This is a genomic window from Streptococcus mitis (genome assembly GCF_000722695.1).
Classification (GTDB): domain Bacteria; phylum Bacillota; class Bacilli; order Lactobacillales; family Streptococcaceae; genus Streptococcus; species Streptococcus mitis_O.
Genome location: NZ_JPFU01000008.1, coordinates 22,801 through 47,222, shown reverse-complemented (window position 1 = coordinate 47,222; position 24,422 = coordinate 22,801). Strand labels below are relative to the sequence as shown.

The 24,422-nt window shown below is 42.1% G+C and carries 23 protein-coding genes, 1 pseudogene, 1 riboswitch and 1 other annotated feature; of the genes and pseudogenes, 6 read left to right on the top strand and 18 right to left on the bottom strand.

The window, feature by feature from the left end; all coding sequences use genetic code 11:
- The first annotated feature begins 769 nt into the window (after positions 1-769).
- Positions 770-1,915, top strand: a complete 1,146-nt coding sequence (locus tag SK629_RS02735) for a low temperature requirement protein A (protein WP_042900469.1) — start codon at positions 770-772, stop codon at positions 1,913-1,915.
- A 48-nt stretch (positions 1,916-1,963) separates the two neighbouring features.
- Here the strand turns inward: SK629_RS02735 and SK629_RS02730 are convergent, their stop codons facing one another.
- Positions 1,964-2,419 (bottom strand): GNAT family N-acetyltransferase, encoded by a 456-nt coding sequence (locus SK629_RS02730; protein WP_042900534.1) that lies wholly within the window; start codon positions 2,417-2,419, stop codon positions 1,964-1,966.
- Between the two features lie 69 nt (positions 2,420-2,488).
- Here SK629_RS02730 and SK629_RS02725 point away from each other — a divergent pair, with 69 nt between their 5' ends.
- Complete coding sequence (locus SK629_RS02725; protein WP_042900468.1) at positions 2,489-3,148, top strand: prepilin peptidase; 660 nt, start codon at positions 2,489-2,491, stop codon at positions 3,146-3,148.
- Here SK629_RS02725 and trpA read toward each other — a convergent pair.
- The 17 genes and pseudogenes from trpA to SK629_RS02635 form a co-directional block, all read right to left on the bottom strand.
- A complete protein-coding gene (trpA, locus tag SK629_RS02720) occupies positions 3,120-3,896 on the bottom strand; it encodes a tryptophan synthase subunit alpha (protein ID WP_042900467.1) in 777 nt (258 codons plus the stop codon). The two genes, SK629_RS02725 and trpA, sit on opposite strands and share 29 nt — an antisense overlap.
- Positions 3,889-5,112, bottom strand: a complete 1,224-nt coding sequence (gene trpB, locus SK629_RS02715) for a tryptophan synthase subunit beta (RefSeq protein WP_042900466.1) — start codon at positions 5,110-5,112, stop codon at positions 3,889-3,891. The genes trpA and trpB (SK629_RS02715) overlap by 8 nt, the downstream gene beginning before the upstream one ends.
- The gene (locus SK629_RS02710) at positions 5,090-5,689 is read right to left on the bottom strand and encodes a phosphoribosylanthranilate isomerase (RefSeq protein ID WP_042900465.1); all 600 of its coding nucleotides are present in this window, start codon (positions 5,687-5,689) and stop codon (positions 5,090-5,092) included. Before SK629_RS02710 ends, trpB (SK629_RS02715) begins: the two co-directional genes overlap by 23 nt.
- Positions 5,676-6,443 carry an indole-3-glycerol phosphate synthase TrpC gene (trpC, locus tag SK629_RS02705; protein ID WP_042900464.1) on the bottom strand — a complete coding sequence of 256 codons (768 nt, stop codon included), beginning with the start codon at positions 6,441-6,443 and terminating at the stop codon, positions 5,676-5,678. The genes SK629_RS02710 and trpC overlap by 14 nt, the downstream gene beginning before the upstream one ends.
- Positions 6,440-7,444: an anthranilate phosphoribosyltransferase gene (gene trpD / locus SK629_RS02700; protein WP_042900463.1), complete on the bottom strand. Its 1,005-nt coding sequence runs from the start codon at positions 7,442-7,444 to the stop codon at positions 6,440-6,442. The genes trpC and trpD overlap by 4 nt, the downstream gene beginning before the upstream one ends.
- Before the next feature lie 10 nt (positions 7,445-7,454).
- Positions 7,455-8,021 (bottom strand): aminodeoxychorismate/anthranilate synthase component II, encoded by a 567-nt coding sequence (locus tag SK629_RS02695; RefSeq protein WP_042900462.1) that lies wholly within the window; start codon positions 8,019-8,021, stop codon positions 7,455-7,457.
- Positions 8,018-9,379 carry an anthranilate synthase component I gene (gene trpE, locus SK629_RS02690; RefSeq protein WP_042900461.1) on the bottom strand — a complete coding sequence of 454 codons (1,362 nt, stop codon included), beginning with the start codon at positions 9,377-9,379 and terminating at the stop codon, positions 8,018-8,020. The genes SK629_RS02695 and trpE overlap by 4 nt, the downstream gene beginning before the upstream one ends.
- Positions 9,380-9,753: 374 nt before the next feature.
- Positions 9,754-9,985, bottom strand: a binding site (T-box leader).
- Complete coding sequence (trpB, locus tag SK629_RS02680) at positions 9,976-11,154, bottom strand: tryptophan synthase subunit beta (protein WP_042900459.1); 1,179 nt, start codon at positions 11,152-11,154, stop codon at positions 9,976-9,978. Its footprint overlaps the feature before it by 10 nt.
- A 532-nt stretch (positions 11,155-11,686) precedes the next feature.
- The gene (locus SK629_RS02675; RefSeq protein WP_042900458.1) at positions 11,687-12,916 is read right to left on the bottom strand and encodes a DegT/DnrJ/EryC1/StrS family aminotransferase; all 1,230 of its coding nucleotides are present in this window, start codon (positions 12,914-12,916) and stop codon (positions 11,687-11,689) included.
- Positions 12,917-12,958: 42 nt separating this feature from the next.
- Positions 12,959-13,651 carry a sugar transferase gene (locus SK629_RS02670; protein WP_042900457.1) on the bottom strand — a complete coding sequence of 231 codons (693 nt, stop codon included), beginning with the start codon at positions 13,649-13,651 and terminating at the stop codon, positions 12,959-12,961.
- Between the two features lie 130 nt (positions 13,652-13,781).
- Positions 13,782-15,524: an ABC transporter ATP-binding protein gene (locus SK629_RS02665; RefSeq protein WP_042900456.1), complete on the bottom strand. Its 1,743-nt coding sequence runs from the start codon at positions 15,522-15,524 to the stop codon at positions 13,782-13,784.
- Positions 15,514-17,259 carry an ABC transporter ATP-binding protein gene (locus SK629_RS02660; RefSeq protein WP_042900455.1) on the bottom strand — a complete coding sequence of 582 codons (1,746 nt, stop codon included), beginning with the start codon at positions 17,257-17,259 and terminating at the stop codon, positions 15,514-15,516. The genes SK629_RS02665 and SK629_RS02660 overlap by 11 nt, the downstream gene beginning before the upstream one ends.
- 205 nt (positions 17,260-17,464) lie before the next feature.
- Complete coding sequence (locus SK629_RS02655) at positions 17,465-18,100, bottom strand: DUF421 domain-containing protein (RefSeq protein ID WP_042900454.1); 636 nt, start codon at positions 18,098-18,100, stop codon at positions 17,465-17,467.
- On the bottom strand, positions 18,097-18,552 hold the full coding sequence (locus SK629_RS02650) for a DUF3290 family protein (protein WP_042900453.1): 456 nt from the start codon (positions 18,550-18,552) through the stop codon (positions 18,097-18,099). The genes SK629_RS02655 and SK629_RS02650 overlap by 4 nt, the downstream gene beginning before the upstream one ends.
- 126 nt (positions 18,553-18,678) lie before the next feature.
- Positions 18,679-19,320: an SdpI family protein gene (locus tag SK629_RS02645; protein ID WP_080710182.1), complete on the bottom strand. Its 642-nt coding sequence runs from the start codon at positions 19,318-19,320 to the stop codon at positions 18,679-18,681.
- Positions 19,301-19,587 (bottom strand): annotated as a pseudogene (locus SK629_RS02640) (autorepressor SdpR family transcription factor). The gene SK629_RS02645 and the pseudogene SK629_RS02640 overlap by 20 nt, the downstream one beginning before the upstream one ends.
- The gene (locus SK629_RS02635; RefSeq protein ID WP_042900452.1) at positions 19,571-20,470 is read right to left on the bottom strand and encodes a CPBP family intramembrane glutamic endopeptidase; all 900 of its coding nucleotides are present in this window, start codon (positions 20,468-20,470) and stop codon (positions 19,571-19,573) included. The pseudogene SK629_RS02640 and the gene SK629_RS02635 overlap by 17 nt, the downstream one beginning before the upstream one ends.
- 219 nt (positions 20,471-20,689) lie before the next feature.
- On the opposite strand from SK629_RS02635, the gene SK629_RS02630 reads away from it, so the two are divergent.
- The 4 genes from SK629_RS02630 (at position 20,690) to SK629_RS02615 (ending at position 24,405) form a co-directional block, all read left to right on the top strand.
- The gene (locus SK629_RS02630) at positions 20,690-21,517 is read left to right on the top strand and encodes an exodeoxyribonuclease III (protein WP_042900451.1); all 828 of its coding nucleotides are present in this window, start codon (positions 20,690-20,692) and stop codon (positions 21,515-21,517) included.
- 11 nt (positions 21,518-21,528) lie between these two features.
- Positions 21,529-21,915 carry a bleomycin resistance protein gene (locus SK629_RS02625; RefSeq protein ID WP_042900450.1) on the top strand — a complete coding sequence of 129 codons (387 nt, stop codon included), beginning with the start codon at positions 21,529-21,531 and terminating at the stop codon, positions 21,913-21,915.
- A gap of 224 nt (positions 21,916-22,139) precedes the next feature.
- Positions 22,140-22,235, top strand: a riboswitch (purine riboswitch).
- A gap of 326 nt (positions 22,236-22,561) precedes the next feature.
- Positions 22,562-23,143 carry a xanthine phosphoribosyltransferase gene (locus SK629_RS02620; RefSeq protein WP_042900449.1) on the top strand — a complete coding sequence of 194 codons (582 nt, stop codon included), beginning with the start codon at positions 22,562-22,564 and terminating at the stop codon, positions 23,141-23,143.
- Positions 23,143-24,405, top strand: coding sequence for a nucleobase:cation symporter-2 family protein (locus SK629_RS02615; RefSeq protein ID WP_042900448.1), 1,263 nt, complete (start codon positions 23,143-23,145; stop codon positions 24,403-24,405). The genes SK629_RS02620 and SK629_RS02615 overlap by 1 nt, the downstream gene beginning before the upstream one ends.
- Positions 24,406-24,422: the final 17 nt, after the last annotated feature.

Here is a 24,422-nt window from a genome sequence, read left to right as displayed (position 1 = left end):
TCCGATTAAACTGACTAGTAAATAGCCAACACTACAAACAGCCTGTGCCAGCAACATATGGTGACTAGAAATGACTGTAGTAATGTCACCATCTTGTCTTATGCACTTCTAAAATTTGTTATATTGATTAGAAGCCAGAGCTTATAAAAACTAGCTAAACTCGAGAGATAGACACAATTGCGACGAAAAAATGTATAACCAATTCAACTTGTTAAGGTAAGAAAGCATTATTTCCAATCTATTAATTATTCATCTATTACCTATTATGACACAATATTCCCTATAGTTCAACTTTTTACTTGTTTTTATATTACACGGACTAAAAAGTTTTCAACAGTTGATTGCATTTGTTTTAATAAGTTTTAACCTTTCTTGGTTAGATAAAAAAAGAACCATACAGTTTAGAATCTGTATGGTTTTTGCCCCACTTTTGTCCCATTTTTAAATCATGACATTGAAAATACCTAAAATCACTTATATTTCAATATTTTTAATTGCTCTCAATATGAAAGTCCTTTCCAAATCCCTGTAGGGGGCATCTAAATCAACAGGAAAAACCTTGAAATTCAAGGCTTTTTTGTGTAGTCTTAGCACTAAAAACGATAGAAAAAGCGGCCCTTCTGTACTGACCTCAAAAGTTGGACAGAAAAAACCTAACTTTTGTGGCGCAGTTCATTAGCGCCACATAAAGTTATTTAAGCATATCCTTTTCTCTCATTACCATTTTCTGTTATAATAAATTGTACTTCTAAAATAGAAAGGTCTTAAGATGACAACTCTTATTAAACATAAACGTGTAGAATTTTCAGAACTTTTTTATGACTTAGTTTTTGTTTTTGCAATTTCAAAAGTAACTACTTTAATTGACCATCTTCATAACGGTATTTTGACTTGGAATTCTTTCCTTGATTTTTTCATTGCTACTTTGTTTCTCATCGATTCCTGGATGATTCAAACCGATTATACCAATCGCTATGGAAAGAACTCTTTATTTAACATAGTAATCATGTTTATCAAAATGGGAATTTTACTCTTTATAGCCAATATGATTGGACCTGATTGGCAACAATATTTTCATTATCTCTGTTGGGCTATTGGTACATTAACCCTTACCTTATTTTTTCAATATTTGGTTGAATTTTTTAGAAAATCAACCGATGATGTTAATCGGGAAAGTATCAAAGGTTTTCTATGGATAACCAGTCTAGGAAGTTTAGGAGTCTACCTAGCAGCTCTTCTTCCTATTTACGTTGGAGTCTCTGTCTTATTTGCTAGTATTCTGCTAACATTTATTATGCCAATTATCTTGCTTAGTAAAGATAAGCATTACCAGGTAAATCTCCCCCATTTAATCGAGCGCATCTCCCTTCTTGTCATTATTACGTTTGGAGAGATGATTATGGAGCTAGCTAACTTCTTTACAATCGAGAATTTCTCGATTTATTCGGTTCTTTATTTCATTATTATGCTTTCTCTGTTCTTGTTTTATTTTGGTCAATTCGACCATGCTATTGATGAAAAATCTAATCAAAAGGGACTATTTCTAATTTACAGTCACTATCCTATTTTCATTGGACTTATGATGATGACCGTTTCGATGAGTTTTCTTCTGAATCCTGAAGCTAATCTTCTCTTTGCAACCAGCTTCTCTTATATCGGATTTGGCTTCTTTCAAGCTGCTGTCCTAGTAAATGGGCCCTATAACAAACATTATCTTCGCTATTCGAAAAGTTACTACTGTGTCCAAGCGACACTCTATCTGACTGCCTTGATTCTCTCTTTAATCTTTGCTTCTAATCCTATAATAGTAGTGAGTATAACAACCATTTTAGCTCTAGCTATAGCCATTCATTTTATTTATTTTTATGTGACACAGAATAAAAAATATTCCAAATCTAACTGGGGGTTCTTTTAATGAGTTTATAACATAAAAAAGCTTTGGGAACCAAGGCTTTTTTGCTTTCTACCTAAACTTTTTCATAAGGTATTTTCGTACAGGTGCTTCAATGGTTTGAACAATTTCAAATCCTTCTTTTTGATAGAGGTGCTTGGCTACTTGATTTGCCTCATAGACATTTAGAGAGACACTATCTATGTCTCCATTTTCAAAGGCCAAACTAACAAATTTCCTGAAAGCCTGACTACCTAAGCCTTGCCCCTGTTTCTGGGGGTTGATAAAAAATCTCCCGATATGAAGATTGCTGTTTTCTTGCCTGATTTTCTGGATAAGCCCCACAAACTCTTGTCCTTCAAAGATTGAAAAGATCCCTTCCAACTCTTGCAAAACTTGAATGGTCAAGGGAAAAGGAATCATTGTTCCCATCCATTGTTCTTGAAAGGATTTGCCAAGGGAGTTGGACCATTGGCATACGAGCTGAGCGTTTTCTGTGCTCACCTTTTCTTCAAAACGAATTATCATCTTGCCCTCACTATCTTGTCTATGTTTCTCCATTATACTACTTCTCCAATTTTTTCCGAATAGATAAGTATGATTGATATTTATTTTTTTCTAGTCGGGAGCATTCTCGCTTCCTTTCTTGGTTTGGTTATTGACCGTTTCCCAGAGCAATCCATTATCCGCCCGGCTAGTCACTGCGATTCCTGTCAGACTCCCTTGCGTCCCTTAGATTTGATTCCGATTCTCTCGCAGGTGCTCAATCGCTTTCGCTGTCGCTACTGCAAGGCTCCTTATCCTGTCTGGTATGCCCTCTTTGAACTAGGCTTAGGACTCCTCTTTCTGGCTTGGTCTTGGGAATTGCTTTCCTTGGGGCAAGTCATCCTAATCACTGCTGGTTTGACCTTGAGCATCTACGACTTTCGCCATCAGGAATATCCCCTACTGGTCTGGATGACTTTCCACCTAATCCTAATGGCCGGCTCTAGCTGGAATCTGGTCATGGTCTTTTTCCTTGCTCTTGGCTTTTTGGCTCATTTTATCGATATCCGCATGGGCGCAGGGGATTTTCTCTTTTTAGCTTCTTGTGCTCTCATCTTTAGCGCAACAGAATTACTCATCTTGATTCAGTTTGCTTCTGCGATGGGAATTCTAGCCTTTCTCCTGCAAAAGAAAAAGGAAAGACTTCCTTTCGTGCCTTTCCTCTTACTTGCTGCTTGCATGATTATTTTTGGTAATCTACTGCTTGTTTGATAAAGTCCTGAATCGGCTCTCCTTGGTGGAGAGCTTTTACGATTTTTGAACCGACGATAACGCCATCTGACACTGCATTGAAGCGTTCTACATCGGCTTGACTAGATACGCCAAAACCTGTCAAGACTGGGATATCGGCCACTTGATGCAATTGTGCCAAGTGCTTGTCCAAGTCTGCGCGGTAATTGCCAGATTTCCCTGTCACCCCATTGATGGCAACCGCATAGACAAATCCTTCTGCCCCTTTAATTAATTCTTTCTGGCGCTCAATCCCTGTCGTCAAACTAACTAGGGGAATCAAGGCGATATCTGTATCTGCCAAAAATGGTTCTACAAAGTTGGCATGCTCATGAGGCAAGTCTGGAATAATCAAGCCCTTAACCGCTGTATCTGCCAAATCTTTGACAAAGTTCTCAACACCGTACTGAAAGAGGGGGTTGAAGTAGGTCATGATGACCAGCGGAATCTCTGTTTCAATGGTTTTCAAGGTTTCAACCAAAGCCTGTGTAGAGGTCCCGTGGGCTAAACTGCGCAAGCCAGCTTCTTCGATAACAGGTCCATCTGCAACAGGGTCTGAAAAGGGAATGCCCACTTCAATTGCAGAGGCACCCAAATCTTCTAAAAAGTGGATTGTTTCCCCAAGTCCATCCAAACCTTTTTCGTGGTCACCAGCCATGATATAAGGAACGAAAATTCCTTTTCCAGCTGCTTTAATAGCGTTCAATTTTTCTGTTAGTGTCTTAGGCATGTGCTTCTCCCTTCTTTGCTGCATCTGCTTCCAAGCGGTCCTTGACTTGAACCACATCCTTGTCCCCACGACCTGATAGGCAGACAATCATGGACTTGTTTGGACCGAGTTCTTTGGCCAATTTCACCGCAAAGGCGATAGCATGGCTAGATTCCAAGGCTGGGATAATCCCTTCCACGCGAGACAAGAGTTGGAATCCCTCCAAGGCTTCTTCGTCTGTCACAGGGACATAGCTGGCACGTTTAATATCGTGGTAGTGAGAATGTTCTGGACCGATACCAGGATAGTCCAAGCCTGCTGAAATAGAGAAGGCTTCAAGAATTTGACCATGGGCATCTTGGAGCACATCCATGAGAGAACCGTGAAGAACACCAGGACGACCCTTAGTCAAGGTAGCTGCATGGTGCTCCGTATCCACACCAAGTCCTGCTGCTTCAGCTCCATACATAGCTACTGATTCATCTTCTACAAATGGATGGAAGAGACCGATGGCATTAGAACCACCACCAACACAGGCTACTAAGGCATCTGGTAGATTTTTACCTGTCAAGTCACGGTACTGTTGTTTAGCTTCTCGACCAATAACACTTTGGAAGTCACGAACGATTTCTGGGAATGGATGAGGCCCCAAGGCAGAACCAAGGATATAGTGGGTATCATCAATATTAGCTACCCATGAACGAAGGGCTGCATTGACCGCATCCTTGAGCACGCGCGAACCGTCTGTCACTGCCTCAACCTTAGCTCCCAAAAGCTCCATACGGAACACATTGAGGGCTTGGCGTTTGACATCTTCCTCACCCATGTAGATAGTACATTCCATGTTAAAGAGGGCTGCAGCAGTTGCAGTTGCCACACCGTGCTGACCAGCACCTGTTTCAGCGATAATTTTCTTTTTACCCATGCGTTTGGCAAGCAAAACTTGTCCTAAGGCATTGTTAATCTTGTGAGCCCCTGTATGGTTGAGGTCTTCACGTTTAAGATAAATCTTGGCTCCGCCGATATGCTGGGTCAAGTTTTTTGCGTAGTAAAGGGGAGTTTCGCGTCCCACGTACTGACGCAAGAGTTGGTTTAATTCCTCTTGGAAACTTGGGTCTGCCTGACTTTCACGATAGGCCTTCTCCAACTCCAAAACTGCTGTCATTAATGTTTCTGGGACAAAACGTCCGCCGAATTTTCCGTAAAATCCATCTTTATTTGGTTCTTGATATGCCATGCTTTACCCTCTCTATAAATCTTCTAATCTTTTCATGATCTTTTTGTCCATCTGTCTCCACTCCGCTCGATACATCTACTGCATAGGGAGTAAAGTGTTGAATTGCTTTTACTACATTGTCTTCATTAAGCCCACCTGCGATAAAGAAAGGCTGAGTTAATCCTGTCGTATCCAGTTGACCCCAGTCAAAGGTCTGGCCACTCCCAGCCACAGGGGCATCAAAGAGTAGATAGTCTGCCTGAGAATTGGGCACATGACCCTCTCCATCCACCTGCACCGCCTGAATGCTGGCACAAGGCAAATTCTCAAATAAATCATCTGCCATCTGACCGTGAACTTGAACCAAGTCCAAGCCAACCTTGTCAATCGCTTCTAGCAGTTCTGCCCGACTCGGTGAAACAAATACACCAACCTTTTTGACATCTGCAGGAATAAGCTTTGCCAGCTCAGCAGCCTGATCCAAGCTCACCTGTCTTTTACTAGGTGCGAAGACAAAACCGATGTAGTCTGCTCCTGCTGATACGACTGTTTCCACCGCTTCTTTGGTCGATAGTCCACAAATCTTAACCTTTGTCAATCTGCAACTCCTTGATTCTCTGGGCCACATCTTCTGCCTGCATAAGAGCTGTCCCTACCAAAATTCCGTTAAAGTATGGGGCTACTCGTTCCGCATCCTGTCCTGTAAAAATAGCAGATTCAGAAATGTACAAGCAATCATCTTTGAAATGTTTAGCCAAATCTACACTGGTCTGCAAGTCAACTTCAAAGGTGGTCAAGTTGCGATTATTGACCCCAATAATCTGGGCACCAAGTCTGTGAGCCACTTCTAGTTCAGCTAGATTGTGAGTCTCCACTAAAACTTCCAGACCAAGCTCTGTCGCGTAGTCATACAGTTCCTTGAGACGTTCTTCTGACAAGGCGACCACAATGAGTAGGATGACCGTTGCACCAGCATTACGAGCTCGGATGATTTGCTTTTCATCAATGATAAAGTCCTTATTGAGCGTCGGAATGTTTACCTGACTGGAAATCTCCCGCAGATAATCCAAATGCCCTTTAAAGAAAACTTCATCTGTCAAAACAGAAATCATCATTGCGCCGTTCGCTTCATAAGTCTGGGCCTGTTGCACAATATCCACATCGAGATTGATATCTCCCAGACTAGGGCTAGCTTTCTTGACTTCAGCGATTACCTGTAAACGGTCTTGGTGATTCTTCAAAAATTCAGCCAAGCGATAGGTCTGGCGTAGGGGCTGGATCTCCTCCAGCTCCATCTGCTCTACCTCACGCGCCTTCTGCTCCAAAATTCGTGCTAAAAATTCCTGACTCATTTTTGGTACTCCTGTAACAGTCTGAGTTTTTCAAGGGCCTTGCCACTAACAATCACTTGACGAGCCAAGGCAATTCCTTCCTTGATACTAGCTACCTTACCATTAGCATAGAAACCAAGACCAGCATTTAAAACTGTCGTTTCCAAGAATGGACTTGGTTCGTTTTGAAGAACACTAAGCAAAATTTCTGCATTTTCCTGAGCATTTCCTCCACGAATATCTTCGATAGCGTAGCGCTCCATTCCCAAATCCTCTGGAGTAAAGCTCGACAAGGTAATTTCACCATTTTCAAGAAGAGCAATCGTGGTTGTTCCATTCAAACCAGCTTCATCCAAACCTTCTGGTCCAGCAACCACGATGGCACGTTTGCGACCCATATTTTTCAAAACCTGAGCTGTACTTTCTAGAAGTTCTGGACGGCTAATTCCAAGAAGCTGTGTTTCTAAAGCCATTGGATGAATCAGGGGACCAGTCAAGTTCATAATCGTTGGAATTCCCAATTCCAAACGAGCTGGCATGATATATTTCATAGCTGGGTGCATATTTTTAGCAAAGAGAAAGACGATTCCAGTTTTATCAAAGACCTTACCTAGTTCAGCTGGTTTAAGGTCTAGGTTGATGCCCAAGGCTTCAAGGACATCTGCAGATCCAGATTTAGAAGAAATCGAGCGGTTACCGTGTTTTGCCATATGAACACCGCCACCAGCCAAGACAAAGGCTGCAGTTGTGGAAATATTAAAGCTGAAAGACTTGTCGCCTCCTGTACCACAGTTGTCCATAGCATCATGGATTTCAGTTGGAATATGTTGAGCATGCCCTCTCATGACTTGAGCAATGGCTGTGCGTTCTTCAGGTGTTTCCCCCTTCATCTTAAGAGCCAAAAGGAGAGAAGCAATCTGCGCCTCCGTTACACGCCCAGTTACGATACGCTCAATGACATCCGTCATTTCCACACCTGATAAATTTTCAAATTTTGCTAGTTTTTCAATAATCTCTTTCATCCTAGTTTCCTCACTTTACAACCTTCTCGATAAAATTCCGAATAGAAGACAAGCCATCTGGCGTTCCAATGCTCTCTGGATGGTACTGGAAGCCATAAATCGGTAGGTTTTTGTGTTGAATCCCCATGATGGCTTGGTCATCAGTCGAACGAGCTGTCACTTCAAATTCTTCTGGCATTTCTTCAATTAAAATACTGTGGTAACGCATGACCGCACGGCCATCCTCGATACCTTGATACAAAACAGATGGCGCTTCAAAGCTGATATTGCTCTGTTTCCCATGCATGACTTTTGGAGCCAAACCTAACTTGCCACCAAAGACTTCTGCGATGGCTTGGTGACCCAAACAAATCCCAAGAATCGGCTTCTTGCCAGCAAAATCACGAATCATGTCTTCCATCTTTCCAGCATCAACTGGCCAACCAGGACCAGGAGAAAAGACCAGACCATCTGCTTTTTCAGCCTCTTCATACAGCTTAGGATCATCATTTCTCAAGACCTGTACTTCTGCAAAATTCCCAATGTATTGGGCCAAGTTATAGGTAAAAGAATCATAGTTGTCAATCAATAAAATCATGGTCTTAGTTCTCCAATTCTAGTCATAGATTTAGCCTTATTAATGGTTTCTTGGTATTCGTTTTGGGCGATAGAATCGTAGACAATCCCTGCCCCAGCCTGCACATAGGCTGTTTGATTTTTGAGAATCATAGTTCGGATGGCAATGGCAAAATCCATATCACCCGTCGCAGACAAGTAGCCGATTGCTCCTGCGTATACGCCCCGTTTTTCTGTTTCCAGTTCATAGATGCGTCTCATCGCTCGAATCTTAGGTGCTCCTGACACTGTTCCAGCTGGAAGTGTTGCTTTCAAGGCATCCATGGCAGTGAGTTCTGGAAGCAAACGCCCCTTGACCACACTGGTCAAATGCATGACATAACGGAAGAGCTCCACTTCCATATACTTAGTGACTTGGACACTGGCCGTTTCAGAAATGCGGCCAATATCGTTACGTCCCAAGTCTACCAACATCCTATGTTCTGCTGTTTCCTTCTCATCCGAAAGTAGGTCTGTCGCCAAAGCCTTGTCTTCTTCATCCGTAGCTCCTCTTGGTCGTGTCCCTGCAATCGGATTGGTTGTCACGATGCCATTTTTGACAGAAACCAAACTTTCTGGACTGGCACCGATGATTTGATAATCCCCAAAGTCATAGAAATAAAGGTAATTAGAAGGATTAGTCACGCGGAGATTTCTGTAGAAGTCAAATGGATTTCCAGTAACTTCTGCTGAGAAGCGCTGACTGAGCACGCATTGGAACATATCGCCATTACGAATCAAGTCACGAGCTGTTTCCACCATTTCCTCAAACTTCTGAGGAGCGATATGGGGTTTGAAGTCTAACGGAGATAGATCCAAGTCTTCAAATTCATTTGGAGCAGGAATGCGTAATTCCTCAAGCACTTGGTTCAAGGCTTTTTCCAAGTCTTCTTGACTTCGCTCACTATAGAGAGTATCCTCGATGACATGGATTTTCTCCTTCTTGTGGTCAAAGACCATGTAACTCTCATAAACGAAGAAATGCATGTCTGGCGTTCCAATTGTATCCTCAGGGATTTGACCAATTTCTTCATAAAGCGAAATCATATCGTAACCAACAAAACCAATTGCCCCACCACCAAAAGGTAGATCTGAATGGTGCTGGCTCTTATGAGTCACTTCATAAAGGAAATCTAAGGGATCCTGATCAATCACTTGACCATTTTGATAAAGAACTCCATTTTCAAACTTAATCTCAAAAACTGGATTATAGGCTAAGATAGAAAAACGAGCTGTTTCCTTGTCTCTCGGAATACTTTCTAAAATAACCTTGTGTTGCCCCTGTAGGCGCATATAAGCCAAGATTGGTGATAAGACATCTCCATGAATGATTCGTTCCATTGTATTTCCCTTTCAGTTCCTTATTTTTAATTTTTTATCTTTTTTCTATTTCCCTTAAACAGTGCGGACGGGAGGTAAAATTATCCAGTGGATGATTTTAGAAATCCATGAAATGAAAGACCTAATTTTTGAGCTCCTCGCTCATTCATTTCTAGGCTCAGGCTAAAATAGTTCCCCGAACTATTTTACTCTCAAAAATTCCATCCTATAGAAGTATATTTGCTTCTATTAGGATACCACTATGGCGGGAAACATCTTTTAGAAACTCACTTCGTTCGTAAATATTCTATAACGACCTATTTATTGAAAATATTTAAAAAATTAATCGCAATATCTGCGGTAAATATATAAAAATCCCCACGCAAAATAACTTGCGTGAGGACGAAATTCGCGGTGCCACCTCAATTATAGGATTTCTCCTATCTCTCATTCCTGTCTCAGATACCTCCTGTAACAGGCTGTGCGATAAAGGGCACTCCCTTGAGAATTATGTTTTCTTCTCTTATTTCAGATGGACCCAACCTTACAGTTTTCTCTGCTTGTTTCCAGCAACCACAAGCTCTCTGTGAGAGAAAGGACTGTAATTTTTCCATCTATTATTTTTTAGCTTCTAGGTAGTCTGCAATCGCAGCTACGTCCTTGTCTCCACGACCAGAGACATTGATGATGATAATGTCGTCTTTACTTAGTTTCGGTGCGCGTTTAACTGCTTCTGCTATAGCGTGTGAGCTTTCAATGGCTGGGATAATCCCTTCAGTCTTGCTTAGAAGGAGCAGGGCTTGAACAGCTTCTTCATCTGTCGCAGCGACATATTCCACGCGACCTGAATCTTTGAAGTAGGCGTGTTCTGGGCCAACCCCTGGATAGTCCAATCCAGCTGAGATAGAGTAAACTGGAGCTAGCTCTCCGTCTTCCTTAAAGACTGCATAGGTCTTCATACCGTCAACAATTCCGATACTACCTTTTGTCATAGTTGATGCGTGTTTGTCTGTGTCAAGTCCGTGACCAGCAGCTTCAACCCCAACCAATTTAACTTCTTCATCAGCCACATACTGAGAAAATGCACCAATAGCATTAGAACCACCACCTACACAGGCAATAACGTAGTCTGGTAAACGACCTTCTTTTTCTAAGATTTGACGACGAGATTCTTCACTGATGACCTTTTGGAACTCATGAACAATGGTAGGATATGGGTGAGGTCCCACAGCAGATCCCAGAACATAAAAGGCTTCCAAATCATTCATCCATGCTCCAAAGGCTGCATCAACAGCATCTTTGAGGGTACGAGTCCCTGTTTCAACTGCGTGAACAGTTGCTCCCATCATCTCCATTCGGAAGACATTGAGACGTTGACGTTCCACATCCTCTGCCCCCATGTAGACATCACAGGCCATACCAAACTTAGCTGCAGCCGCTGCTGTCGCAACACCGTGCTGACCAGCTCCTGTTTCTGCGATTACTCGTTTTTTGCCCATACGTTTGGCAAGAAGGATTTGCCCTAAAACGTTGTTAAGCTTGTGAGAACCAAGGTGGTTAAGGTCTTCGCGCTTGAGATAAATCTTAGCTCCACCTAGGTGCTCTGTCAAACTTTCTGCAAAATAGAGCGGTGTTTCGCGACCTGAATAGTCCTTTAAGTAATGGCGAAATTCTGCCAAAAATTCTGGATCATCCTTGTACTTGTCAAATGTCACTTCCAACTCATCCAACAAAGCCTGAATCGGCTCCGGTACAAAACTACCACCAAATTGTCCAAAATAACCTTTAGTTGTCATAAAATTTTTCCTCTTTCTGTATGAATCCGGCCTTTTTGTTTGCTTTTAGTAGTAGGCAAGGAGCTGCAGATAGAACTCAATACTCTTCGAAAATCAAATTCAAACCACGTCAACGTCGCCTTGCCGTACTCAAGTACAGCCTGCGGCTAGTTTCCTAGTTTGCTCTTTGATTTTCATTGAGTATAAGTTCATCAAAGCGACTTAACGCCCTAATAAAAAATAAACAAAACGACGGATAGAAAAAAGCCCACACACAGAATATGCTTCCATGTGAGGGCGTTGGTAACGCGGTGCCACCTCAATTATAAAGGGACTATTCCTTTACATCTCTGCCTTGTCTAACAACAAGTTGCACTGTAAGGTGTGCGCACCGAATTTTCATTGTTTCAAATTCATTTTTAAAATCAGCCCACTTTCACTAATTCCAACCACCTGTTCACAATCACCACAGGCTCCCTGAAGATCAAAAATAGTTACTTTTCTGATTTGTTGAACTTATTTTAATACTTTGTTTTTCTTTGTCAAGACTTTTTTACGATTTTTTTGATAAAGTTAGCACTTTTTCAGAAACTGTTTTGAAAGTCTCAATGATATAGTCTACTTCTTCATCGCTTAGTTTAGTATGAAGTGGAAGCGTAATTTCATTTTCAAAGAAGGCATAGGCCTTGGGATAGTTGGCCATATCAAAGCCAAGATTCTTATAGGCTGTCAAGAGCGGAAGTGGTTTGTAGTGGACGTTACTTGCAATTCCTGCTTTGGCCAATTCTTGGATGATGAGATTGCGTTCTTCTAGGCTAGCACCTTCTACATGGGTGATGTAGAGGTGGCGTGAAGATTCGACACTATCAGTCTTGTGTGCCAATGGACGGATACGAGAACCTGCAAAACCACGATCATAGCGGTCCACGATGTCCTTACGACGTTGTAGCAAACTTGGGTAACGGTCCAATTGTACCAAACCAAGCGAAGCCATGATATCGGTCATGTTGCACTTGTAGGCTGGTGTGACGATATCGTATTCCCATGAACCCAGCTGCATCTTAGCAAGAGCATCTTTAGTTTGACCGTGAAGGGAAAGAATTTGGAATTCTTTGTACATATCCTCATCATCAATCGCTGGATTGGATTTCCAAGTGGCACTTCCACCCTCTGCCGTTGTAAAGTTCTTAACGGCATGGAAAGAGAAAGAGGTAAAGTCAGCGATAGAACCAGCTGGTTGTCCTTTATAAGTTGATCCCAAAGCATGGGCACTATCAGAAACAATCACAATACGGTTAAAGGCCTTTTGCCACTTGCTTGAAGCGGTAAAGAGATCCCGTTTCTTCTCCACAACTTGGAACAAACGGTCATAGTCGCAAACAATCCCCGCAAGCTCAACCGGAATAATCACTTTAGTCTTTTCAGTAATGACTTGCTCAAGCAAGTCATAGTCCATCTCAAAAGTATCTGCTTGGATATCCACCATGACAGGGGTTGCTCCCACGTGAGTGATGACACTACATGAAGCTGTATAGGTCATGGCTGGAACAATGACTTCATCACCAGGTCCCACTTCCAAGACACGCAAAATCAACTCAAGAGCGGCAGTCGCAGAGTTGAGACAGACAGTCTTAGGCGTCTGTGTGTATTGAGACAAGCGACGCTCTAGTTCTTTTGTCTTAGGACCTGTTGTGATCCAACCAGAACGCAGGGTATCCGCTACTTCAGCAATTTCTGCTTCCGTAATATCGGGTGGTGAAAATGGAATATTGTAATTTGGCATTGATTTGCTCCTTTTATCTGTACTCATTTTCTCATGACTACTTTATTTTAGCACTTCAAACACGGTTTGAAACATGATTTTGATGTCTCCAAGGAAACTAAATTCTCGGAGATAGTCGAGGTTATAGCGCATCTTTTCAGGAAGGACGTGTTCGACATAGACTTGGTCAACCGACAGACCTTTCTCCGTCATTTGACTGATGATGGTGTCCTCATCCTTGTAGTTGATGCTAGCTGGAGAAGTAATCCCTGCTGGCAAGAGCAAGGTCGCCATCATTTCAGGGCTGTACTGTTCCGTGTAGCGTGGCACTTCAGGACGCGTCCCTACAAAGGACATCTCGCCTTTAAGAACATTGACCAGTTGAGGCAGTTCGTCCAAACGCACACGGCGGATAAAATTGCCAACCTTGGTAATGCGGCTATCGTTAGCAGAAGTCACCAGACTGCCTTTTTTATCCGCATCCGTTACCATAGTACGAAACTTCCAAATCTTGAAAGATCGATTGTACTGGGTCACGCGCTCTTGTTTGTAAATCACTGGCCCCTTGCTATCCAACTTGATCCAAATGCTCAAGATGAGAAAGATGGGTGAGGCCAGAACCAGTAAGACCAAGGCTAGAACCCAGTCCAAACAACGCTTGAAAATCAGCGAACCCTTCCTTTTAGAGACAAGCTGGTAGTAAGACTCAACCTCGCTTGATTGCATTTCCACGGGCAAGTCTTCCCATTTCAGCATGCTGTTTCTCCTTTGTTTTTATTATACTATTTGTCAACATTTTTCATTATACCACAAAATGGAAAAGGCGGTGAAAGAAATCTGTAATTTGAATGATTTCCTTCTTACACTTAATGAAAATCAAAGAGTATTAGGACATGGCTCCTGCTTGCAAACTATACATCTTGTGATAGGTTCCTCCCAGAGCCAAGAGTTCCTCATGAGTGCCACTCTCGATAATGCGCCCCTTGTCCAAGACATAGATGCAGTTGGCATCTTGGATAGTAGAAAGGCGGTGAGCGATGGCAATGGTTGTCCGCCCCTGTCTCATCTTAGCCAGAGAAGCTTGAACTAAGCTTTCTGTTTCAGAGTCAATATTGGCTGTCGCTTCATCCAAAATCAAGATTTTAGGCTGACTAGCTACTGTTCTGGCAAAGGCAAGAAGCTGGCGTTGACCAGTTGAAAAACTCGAACCACGCTCAGACACAGGGGAGTCGTAACCCTGCGGAAGTTCTTGGATAAAGGAATCTGCATCGACAAAGGCAGCTGCAGCCTGAACCTGATCATCACTAATGTCTTGGTACATGGCGATATTGGACTTGATAGTCCCGTGATAGAGGAAGGGATCTTGCAAGACCAGCCCAATGTTCTTTCTCAACTCTTCCTGACTGTAGTCTCTAATATCCACACCATCCAAGAGAACTCGCCCTGACTGGAATTCATAAAAGCGCATAAGGACATTGATAATAGACGATTTCCCAGAACCTGTATGACCTACAAAGGCAATGGTTTCTCCCCTGTTAACTGAAAAGGAAATATCATCCAGAATCGGATGTTTCCCGTCATATGAAAAACACACATGTTCAAAACGAATATTGCCTTCTTGGACTTTGGCTTGCCCATCTTTTTGAAGGGGCTCATAGGTCCTCTCATCAATCAAGGCAAAGACACGGCCTGCAGACACCATGGACGTTTGCAAGGTTGAAAAGTTTTGCGTTACTTCAATCAAGGGGTCAAAAAGGCGGTTGATGTACTGGATAAAGGCATACATGGTTCCTGCTGTTATTCCCAGATAAAGTCCACGATAGCCAAAGTAGGCCATCAAGACAGCATAGCCTAGGAGTTTCAGCAAACTCATGGCAGGACGTAAAAAGAGGGCATCCAAGGCCACAGAACGGTTGGCATAGACCAAGTGTTCTTGGTTAATTTCATCAAATTCTGCCTGCAGGCGCTTCTCTTGATTAAAGGCCTGGATTATTCTGATTCCCTCGATGTTTTCAGCCAGCTTGCTATTGATATCTGACAAGAGACTTCTGGTTTTCTCAATGATTTTCACTGATTTTTTCCGATAGAGATTGACCAAAAGGAAAATCAAGGGGAGAAAGAGCAATACTAATGCTGTCAAACGAAAATCCAGCACCAACATGGTATAAAGGGTTGTCAGAAAGATGAAAACTGCTGAGATAAAACTGGATAAAATCCCTGAAAACATATCACTGATAGTCTCGGTGTCATTTGTCAAACGAGAGACGATAGAGCCTGCTGGCGTCTTGTCAAAATAAGACATGCCCAGCTTCTCCATATTGGCAAAGGCATCTCGACGAATATCCCTAACAATACTGTAAGACACCCGCGCAAAGAGAAGATTGCCGACATACTGGACCAGCGTTTGTAGGATATAAAGGCCATAGTAGGCCAGCAAAACGGTAACGGCAAGTTGATTGAGATTGCTGAGATACTGGTCGATAAAGTGGGAAGCCACAAGGGGAATGACACTTTTAATGACCGTCGTCGCTAGGAGAAAACCGAGTGCCAAAAAGGTCAGGAGGCCGTAAGGCTTGAGATAGGACATCAAGCGCTTCAATACAGTCCATTGTTCTTTCTTATTCTGCATCTTCTTCTCCCTTCATTTCCAGCTGCTGAGACTGGTAGGTTTGGGCATACCAGCCATCCAAGGCTAGCAGGTCATCGTGCCTGCCTCGTTCGATAATCTGTCCATTTTGCAGGACTAAAATCAAATCTGCATGGACAACTGCACTGAGGCGATGAGCTGTAATAATGGTTGTCTTGTCCTTACGCGTCTCCTTGAGATTGTCGATAATCGCATACTCTGTCTTGGCATCCACGGCGGACAAGGAATCATCTAAAATCAAGATATCAGGGTCTAAAATCATAGCCCGACTCATAGCCAGACGTTGCTTTTGACCACCAGAAAGACTAACTCCCTTTTCACCAATCAACGTATCAAATCCCTGAGGCATGGCTACAATATCTTGGTAAACTTGAGCTAGCTTGGTCGCTTCCTCGACCGCTGAAAGGGACAAGTTAGGATTGCCAAAGCGGATATTGTCTAAAATCGAAGTCGCAAAGAGAAACTGGTCCTGAGGAACATAGCCCATAAGACTACGAAGATCTGTCAGACGATAGTCCCGAATATCGTGGTCATTCAGATAAATAGCTCCCTTATCCACATCGTATTCACGCAAGAGGAGTTTGATCAAGGACGTTTTCCCAGAGCCTGTTTGCCCGACCAAGCCCAGTGTTTGCCCTTTTTCCAAACTAAAGTGAACATTTGTCAGCGTTTCCTCATTTTCAAAGGCAAAGCTATCAATGGCATACTGCAAGCGCCCATTTTCAATACCATCTAAAAGAAACTCAGGGTCTTGTACAGGTGATTCCTGAGACAAGAGTTCCTCAATCCGCTGGTAAGAAACCTTCCCTCGCTGGGTAATATTAAAGAGGAAGCCGATGGCCATGAGAGGCCAAACCAGCATATCCAAGTAGCTTATAAAGGTAACTAGATTCCCAACCGTAATCTGCCCTTTCTGAACCATCAAAGAGCCTACCAAGAGCGTTAAAACATAGGAGGAACCAACAAATAAGAGAACCATGGGGTCAAAGAGACTATCGTATTTCATGGTTTGTAGGTTCTTTTGGAAGGTCAATTCATTGACTGCCTGAAAGGACTTTAGCTCGTTCGCCTGGTAACCGAAAGACTTGGTCACTTTGATACCTGATACGGACTCCTGTACCTTGTTATTAAGTTCGGAAAAGGCAGCTTGGGATTCGCCAAAGGCCTTGTGGGTCTTTCTCCCTAAACGACTGGTCGCATAAGCCATGAAAGGCAGGGGAAGAATGGCAACCAAGGTCATCTGCCATGAAATGCTAAAGAGCATGGTCAACAAGGTCACCAAAGCTGTGATAGAGGCATCCACCGCTGACATGACCCCTCCCCCTGCCAAACGAGTTAAGGCATTGATATCATTGGTGGCATGCGCCATCAGGTCCCCCGTCCGATAGGTTTGATAAAAGGTTGGAGACATTTTTGTGAAATGCTCAAATAAGCGAGAGCGCATAATCTGCCCCAGACGATAGGAAGTCCCAAGGATATACATGCGCCAAACATAGCGTAGATAGTACATACCCAAAGCTGCAAGAAGCAGATAAAGGAGGTTCAAAAGCAAGTCCTGCTGGCTTAATTGCCCCGAAGTGATGGCATCAATGACCCGCCCCATAACCATTGGGGGAATTAGATTGAGGACGGAAACCAAGACCAGGGCCACAATCCCGACTAGATAACGGCGTTTTTCTAACTTGAAAAACCACCAAAGTTTTTGAATAATGGACATAAAATCCCTCTCTGATTGCAAATGGAAACCTGAGGCCAATACTCAATGAAAATCAAAGAGCAAACTAGGAAACTAGCCGCAGGTTGCTCAAAGCACTGCTTTGAGGTTGTAGATAGAACTGACGAAGTCAGTAACCTACATACGGCAAGGCGACGTTGACGCAGTTTGAAGAGATTTTTGAAGAGTACAAGACCCCAGGTTTTTCTTATTCATAGGTTACGACTGTAACAGCACCCTTGTCATACTCAGCGATAAAGATATTGGCTACATTGTCATGCCCTTGCTTGCTAAGATTATCAAGCAGCCACTCTTCGCTACGACCAATCGACTCCAAAACATCAACTTGAATCACACCGTCAGTCACAACTGGATACTTAGGATTTTCATCTCCCATTTGGACCACGATAAGTTGGCCATTTTGCTCCTGCACAGCTCGTTTGACTTGTTTCATCTGGAAAATCCCTTGACTACGAAGTTTGAGGGCTACATCCGATGCAGACAAACCAACTGAACGGCAGGCTTCTGGGTCAATCTTCCCATTTTTGATGAGGAGAGTTGGCTTGCCATCAATCAAGCGTTTGACAAAACGAACATTGTTATTGAGCCATTTGAGGGTCAAGACCAAAATCGTCCACATCATCAAAATCACTGCATACTGGAGAATGCTGATTGAACTATTGTAAATTACCCCACCGATGATTCCACCGAGAACATAGTTCTGAATTTGGTCTGTCGCAGAGTTAGGCGCCAGGTTCCCCTTTCCTGTCACATTAATAACAAAAACAAGCGAAAAGAGACCCAATGCTAGTTTGATTAAAATTTCCATATAGTTGAGCGTCATTTGTTTACCTCCACCAATTCAATAGCGTCTGTTTGATGCAATTCTAATTTCTCTAAAAGATACTTGTCTGGTTCGCTCCCGTTCATAGCACGGTAGACATTTGTACCTACCTTGACAAGCGCTCCATCAGTGGCAGCTGAAGTATTGACATAAACTTCTGATTTATCCACTCCCAAGTCTTTGGAAACAACCTCTATGAAATGAAGGGAAGTTTGAAATTGATTGTTAGAGGCTTGATTGGTCTGATATTTTGAAATCGTCACCAAAAGCATGGCTACCAAAGTCAAAGCCAAAATCATGACCAATTCCCGAAATTTAGTTCCCTTTTTATCACGATAAGCCTTAAAAGCAAAAAATCCTGTGATAGCTAGGAGCACAATCCCAAAGCCAATCATAATTCCATTTTGCTGACTGATTTGACTAAGCACATAGTCATATGAGTAAAATTTCATTTATTTTCACACCTTTTCATAAAATCATTCTTCATTATAAATGAAAGAGGGTGATTTTTCAAACCATACGTTGGGGAAATAGACATATCAGACCAACTTCTCAAACTAATGACTCCAGTAGCTATTTCAAGATTCTGATTTTGATAATTGATAAGAATAGACACTAGGAATTATCACTACAAAGAAAAGTGTCAAGAAGAATACCCAGTAAACATATAGTTGCACAAAGGAATTTAGAAACAATAACAATCCTCCTAATACCCAAATTTTTCCAGCTAGGCGATTCGTTTTTCTCCAGTTTTCATCATTCTCCAAGGTCCACGGTAGTCGAATACCGATTATATAATTTCGGTGTGTTTTTGGTAGATAATTTCCAATTACGATCATCACGACTCCCATAAAAATCTGAGCTAGTAGCCCACTCATCATGGAATAACCCAAAGATTCTCCGAAGATAGAAATCATTAATAGACAAGATACAAAAGGAATAATCCAGTAAATCAAAAGTTGTATTTTTGAACTGATATTGCTAGATTTAGGATCCTTAATCATTATAAATAGAAGCAACCAATGCATCAAAAGCATGAGAGTAGGTAATCCAAAGATAGCAAACATTTTATGATTGTAGCCATCTGCTTGACCCAGTAGATTAAAATGAGTGGGTATCTCCTCTGGTAATTGATTCCAGAAAACACAACCTACAAGGGAAGGTAGTAGGATGAGAATGCTCGTAAATAATACCAATTTCTTATTGATTTTTATCTTCATCAAAATGATCTCCTTTCAGATCTGCTAACCAAACCATTATATCCTCTAAAACCGATGTATTTAACTCATAATAAATAAAATTTTTTCTTTCATTTCATGAATTAAATCCGCTGCTTTCAAAATCGTGAGATGGTGTGAAATCGTTGCACCTGTCAACTCGAAATAACTGGCAATTTCTCCTGCAGATAATCTACCTGTTTTGAGTAAATTCAAAATCTCTCTCCTAACTGGATGAGATAAGGCTTTAAAACTATTTGCAAAACTCATAATGACTCCTTTCCCTTTGTAATATTAGTAGGGCTAGGACTAAGCAAGGTAGAACTGATAGCATCCCTGTCGGTGATGGGCCTAAAATCAAGAGGCTTGAAATTTTTTCTCCTGGTAATTGGAAGAGTAAACCAAGACCTGCAGTTGCATTGATTGCCCCATGAAATAGGGCAGAAGCCCAGATAGAACCTGTCTTTTCCAACAACCAGCTTAACAATATTCCTAGGCTAAAACAAAATAGAAACATGGCGACAACTCCCAAAACAGGATAAGCAAAATAAGATAGTCCATAATTATAGCCTTGCAAATTGATTGGTAAATGCCAAAGACTCCAAATGAGACCAAGCAAGACATGAGTCTGGACTCTTGAAAAGCGTCCTCTTAGAGCTGGGTAAAGATAGCCACGCCAACCAATTTCCTCTCCCAATGCAAAGAAACTATTAAGAAAAGGAGCGTAGGTCAAACTAGATAGGATTTGAATCAAGGCCAAGAAAGATAAGGGAATGGTTGATTGAGAGACACCTTTTTCTTGTAAAATAGCTTGAATAGATTCAAAACCAAGGCTGAAATTGCTAGAAAATACAAGAAAATAAAGTCCCGCTCCTAAAAAACTGATGACTGCTGGTAACCAGATAGCTAGTAAGTAAAAGCGCCAGTTGCTCTTGAGATTCACAACTAATTTAGATTTGATTCCACTAGGTTGATTCGTGATTTTCCCTAAAATAAAGACTGCAAGTGCAGGCATCCACATGGCTACAATACTAGCAAGTTGACTCCATGGAGAATTTAGACCAACACCACTTAGCCATAGTGCCAACCATATTATCCAAGCAAGGGCATAAGCCAAGACCACAAAAAGAAGGATTGTTCTCTTATTTGACATATATGTAACTTCACTTTCTATTTAGATGTTTTTCTAAATAACATTATACTCCTTTCTATTCTAAACACAAGAGCTATTTAGAGTTTTTTCTAAATAGTTTAGGGAATTTTTATTTTCTCAGGATAAAGTCTAAAGAGTAATTTTTCAAACCATACGTTGGGGAAATAAACCTTTTTTTGGTATAATAAAATCTATAATCTGAATGAAAAAGGTAACTTTATGAAACTTATCTCATGGAATATTGATTCCCTCAATGCTGCCCTAACAAGTGACTCAGCTCGTGCCAAATTGTCCCAAGAAGTCCTACAAACCTTGGTCGCTGAAAATGCTGATATCATTGCTATCCAAGAAACCAAGCTTTCTGCTAAGGGTCCTACAAAGAAACACTTGGAAATTTTAGAAGAACTCTTCCCAGGCTACGAAAATACGTGGCGCTCTTCCCAAGAACCTGCCCGCAAAGGCTATGCTGGAACCATGTTCCTCTATAAGAAAGAACTTACACCAACTATCAGCTTCCCAGAAATCGGTGCCCCTTCTACCATGGACTTGGAAGGTCGCATCATCACCTTGGAATTTGATGAATTTTTCGTGACCCAAGTTTACACTCCAAACGCTGGCGATGGTCTCAAACGCTTGGAAGAACGCCAAGTCTGGGATGTCAAATATGCTGAGTACTTGGCTGAACTAGACAAAGAAAAACCAGTCCTTGCGACTGGTGACTATAACGTAGCCCATAATGAAATCGACCTTGCAAATCCTGCTAGCAACCGCCGTTCACCTGGATTTACCGACGAAGAACGTGCTGGATTTACCAACCTTTTGGCAACTGGATTTACCGACACCTTCCGTCATGTTCATGGCGATGTACCAGAACGCTACACTTGGTGGGCACAACGTAGCAAAACTTCTAAAATCAACAATACAGGCTGGAGAATCGACTACTGGCTGACAAGCAACCGCGTGGCTGACAAGGTGACCAAGTCTGATATGATTGACTCAGGTGCTCGCCAAGACCACACACCCATTGTCATGGAGATTGAGCTCTAAGGAGAAAGCTAATGGACTATCAAGCTGTCATTCCTGAATTTGTAGTATCTGACCTCGAAAAATCAAGCCACTTCTACTGCGACTTGCTGGGATTTTCTGTCGAATACGAGCGTCCAGAGGAGAAATTTCTCTTCCTCTCGCTTGAAGACTGCCAACTTATGCTAGAAGAAGGAAGCGCAGAAGAATTAGCTCAGCTGACCTATCCTTTCGGGCGCGGTGTCAATATTTCCTTTGGCATTGCAGATGTTCCTCAGCTCCACCAAAAACTGCTGGAAGCTGACTATCCTATCCATCGTCCCCTGACAAAAAGAGAATTTCGAGTGGGAGAGAGCTTTATTTACCCTCATGAATTTGCAGTCTTGGATCCAGATGGCTATTTTTTAAGATTTAGTGAGTAGAGACTAGAAGAAATCTTTCAAATCAGAAAAAGGCATATTGTCAGATCTTGAAAAATCTTGATAATATGCCTTTTATGATGGAAAAACCTTCTAAATGTTAGCTAATAAGTTATTTTTTGCCCATTTTTATTATATTTGTTCGTTTTTTAAACCAAAACACTCACAAAACATTTGATTTCTAAAGTTATTTAGTGTAAAATAGAAACATTAGCTCAAGCCTATTTAAAATTGAATATCGTTTTACTTGTTTATGTCGTGAATTGGCACGACGTTTCTACAAGGTGCCGGAACACCTAACAATAAGTAAGTCAGAAGTGAGGTATGGTCGTTTTTGCCATGCCTATTTTGGGGACTTACTTAGAGATTAAGTAGGTCCTTTTTGAATATTTTTAATATTTCCCTTAATTAGTGCGGACGGGAGCAACTTCCTTCGGAATTTCATCCCTAATTTTTGAGCCAAAAGTCTCAAAAATCCCGTCATAGACAATAACAAGATTATTGTCTATGATACCACTACAACGGGAAATATTTGATAAGACTCGCTTCGCTCGTACTAGTTTTATCAAATATATAGTACTAGCAAACTGGATCACTATAGAAATATTTAACCAACAAGTAAACTGGCTTTTAGACTTTAGGAGGTCTTATGAAATTATTAGAAGAGCGCATCCTCAAGGATGGGCATATCTTGGGTGATAACATCCTCAAGGTAGATTCCTTTTTAACCCACCAAGTTGACTTTAGCTTGATGCGAGAGATTGGTAAGGTTTTTGCGGAAAAATTTACTGCTGCTGGCATTACCAAGGTCGTAACCATTGAAGCGTCGGGTATTGCCCCAGCCGTTTTTACAGCGGAAGCCTTAAACGTTCCCATGATTTTCGCTAAAAAAGCTAAAAACATCACTATGAACGAAGGAATCTTAACTGCCGAAGTTTACTCCTTTACCAAGCAGGTAACCAGCACCGTTTCTATCGCTGGAAAATTCCTCTCACCAGAGGACAAGGTCTTGATTATCGACGACTTCCTTGCTAATGGCCAAGCTGCCAAAGGCTTGATTCAAATCATCGAACAAGCTGGTGCCACAGTCGAAGCTATCGGTATTGTGATTGAAAAATCTTTCCAAGATGGCCGTGATTTGCTTGAAAAAGCAGGCTATCCTGTCCTATCACTCGCTCGTTTGGATTGTTTTGAAAATGGTCAAGTTATTTTTAAGGAGGCAGATCTCTAATGCAAACTCAAGAAAAACATTCGCAAGCAGCCGTTCTTGGCTTGCAACACTTACTAGCTATGTACTCAGGATCTATCCTGGTTCCCATCATGATTGCGACAGCTCTTGGCTATTCAACTGAGCAATTGACCTACCTGATTTCTACAGATATCTTCATGTGTGGGGTGGCAACCTTCCTCCAACTCCAACTCAACAAATACTTTGGGATTGGACTCCCAGTCGTTCTCGGCGTTGCCTTCCAATCCGTCGCTCCCTTGATTATGATTGGACAAAGCCATGGTAGTGGCGCTATGTTTGGTGCCCTTATCGCATCTGGGATTTACGTGGTTCTTGTTTCAGGCATCTTCTCAAAAGTGGCCAATCTCTTCCCATCTATCGTAACAGGTTCTGTAATTACCACGATTGGTTTAACCTTGATCCCTGTCGCTATTGGAAATATGGGAAATAACGTTCCAGAGCCAACTGGTCAAAGTCTCTTGCTTGCAGCTATTACCGTTGTGATTATCCTCTTGATTAACATCTTTACCAAAGGATTTATCAAGTCTATCTCTATTTTGATTGGTCTGGTTGTTGGAACTGCCATTGCTGCTAGCATGGGTTTGGTGGACTTCTCTCCTGTTGCGGCAGCGCCGCTCGTCCATGTCCCAACTCCCCTCTACTTTGGGATGCCAACCTTTGAAATCTCATCTATTGTCATGATGTGTATCATCGCAACGGTGTCTATGGTTGAGTCAACTGGTGTTTACCTAGCCTTGTCTGATATCACGAAAGACCCAATCGACAGCACGCGCCTTCGCAACGGTTACCGCGCAGAAGGCTTGGCAGTACTTCTCGGAGGAATCTTTAACACCTTCCCTTACACAGGATTTTCACAAAACGTTGGTTTGGTTAAATTGTCAGGTATCAAGAAACGCCTGCCAATCTACTACGCAGCTGGGTTCCTTATTCTCCTTGGACTCCTTCCTAAGTTTGGCGCCCTTGCCCAAATCATTCCGAGCCCTGTCCTCGGTGGTGCCATGCTGGTGATGTTTGGTTTTGTATCAATTCAAGGGATGCAAATCCTCGCCCGTGTTGACTTTGCTAACAATGAACACAACTTCCTTATCGCAGCAGTCTCCATCGCTGCAGGTGTCGGACTTAACAACAGTAATCTCTTTGTCAGCATGCCGACAGCATTCCAAATGTTCTTCTCAAACGGAATCGTCGTAGCCAGCCTACTTGCTATTGTCCTCAATGCCGTATTAAATCATAAAAAGAAATAAGAAAAAGAGGTGTAAGC

Excerpts from the sequence above, each read along its gene's own strand:
- SK629_RS02735 (WP_042900469.1), top strand. The coding sequence starts at position 770 with ATGACAACTCTTATTAAACATAAACGTGTAGAATTTTCAGAACTTTTT.
- SK629_RS02730 (WP_042900534.1), bottom strand. The coding sequence starts at position 2,419 with ATGATAATTCGTTTTGAAGAAAAGGTGAGCACAGAAAACGCTCAGCTC.
- SK629_RS02725 (WP_042900468.1), top strand. The coding sequence starts at position 2,489 with ATGATTGATATTTATTTTTTTCTAGTCGGGAGCATTCTCGCTTCCTTT.
- trpA (WP_042900467.1), bottom strand. The coding sequence starts at position 3,896 with ATGCCTAAGACACTAACAGAAAAATTGAACGCTATTAAAGCAGCTGGA.
- trpB (WP_042900466.1), bottom strand. The coding sequence starts at position 5,112 with ATGGCATATCAAGAACCAAATAAAGATGGATTTTACGGAAAATTCGGC.
- trpC (WP_042900464.1), bottom strand. The coding sequence starts at position 6,443 with ATGAGTCAGGAATTTTTAGCACGAATTTTGGAGCAGAAGGCGCGTGAG.
- trpD (WP_042900463.1), bottom strand. The coding sequence starts at position 7,444 with ATGAAAGAGATTATTGAAAAACTAGCAAAATTTGAAAATTTATCAGGT.
- SK629_RS02695 (WP_042900462.1), bottom strand. The coding sequence starts at position 8,021 with ATGATTTTATTGATTGACAACTATGATTCTTTTACCTATAACTTGGCC.
- trpE (WP_042900461.1), bottom strand. The coding sequence starts at position 9,379 with ATGGAACGAATCATTCATGGAGATGTCTTATCACCAATCTTGGCTTAT.
- trpB (WP_042900459.1), bottom strand. The coding sequence starts at position 11,154 with ATGACAACTAAAGGTTATTTTGGACAATTTGGTGGTAGTTTTGTACCG.
- SK629_RS02675 (WP_042900458.1), bottom strand. The coding sequence starts at position 12,916 with ATGCCAAATTACAATATTCCATTTTCACCACCCGATATTACGGAAGCA.
- SK629_RS02670 (WP_042900457.1), bottom strand. The coding sequence starts at position 13,651 with ATGCTGAAATGGGAAGACTTGCCCGTGGAAATGCAATCAAGCGAGGTT.
- SK629_RS02665 (WP_042900456.1), bottom strand. The coding sequence starts at position 15,524 with ATGCAGAATAAGAAAGAACAATGGACTGTATTGAAGCGCTTGATGTCC.
- SK629_RS02660 (WP_042900455.1), bottom strand. The coding sequence starts at position 17,259 with ATGTCCATTATTCAAAAACTTTGGTGGTTTTTCAAGTTAGAAAAACGC.
- SK629_RS02655 (WP_042900454.1), bottom strand. The coding sequence starts at position 18,100 with ATGACGCTCAACTATATGGAAATTTTAATCAAACTAGCATTGGGTCTC.
- SK629_RS02650 (WP_042900453.1), bottom strand. The coding sequence starts at position 18,552 with ATGAAATTTTACTCATATGACTATGTGCTTAGTCAAATCAGTCAGCAA.
- SK629_RS02645 (WP_080710182.1), bottom strand. The coding sequence starts at position 19,320 with ATGAAGATAAAAATCAATAAGAAATTGGTATTATTTACGAGCATTCTC.
- SK629_RS02635 (WP_042900452.1), bottom strand. The coding sequence starts at position 20,470 with ATGTCAAATAAGAGAACAATCCTTCTTTTTGTGGTCTTGGCTTATGCC.
- SK629_RS02630 (WP_042900451.1), top strand. The coding sequence starts at position 20,690 with ATGAAACTTATCTCATGGAATATTGATTCCCTCAATGCTGCCCTAACA.
- SK629_RS02625 (WP_042900450.1), top strand. The coding sequence starts at position 21,529 with ATGGACTATCAAGCTGTCATTCCTGAATTTGTAGTATCTGACCTCGAA.
- SK629_RS02620 (WP_042900449.1), top strand. The coding sequence starts at position 22,562 with ATGAAATTATTAGAAGAGCGCATCCTCAAGGATGGGCATATCTTGGGT.
- SK629_RS02615 (WP_042900448.1), top strand. The coding sequence starts at position 23,143 with ATGCAAACTCAAGAAAAACATTCGCAAGCAGCCGTTCTTGGCTTGCAA.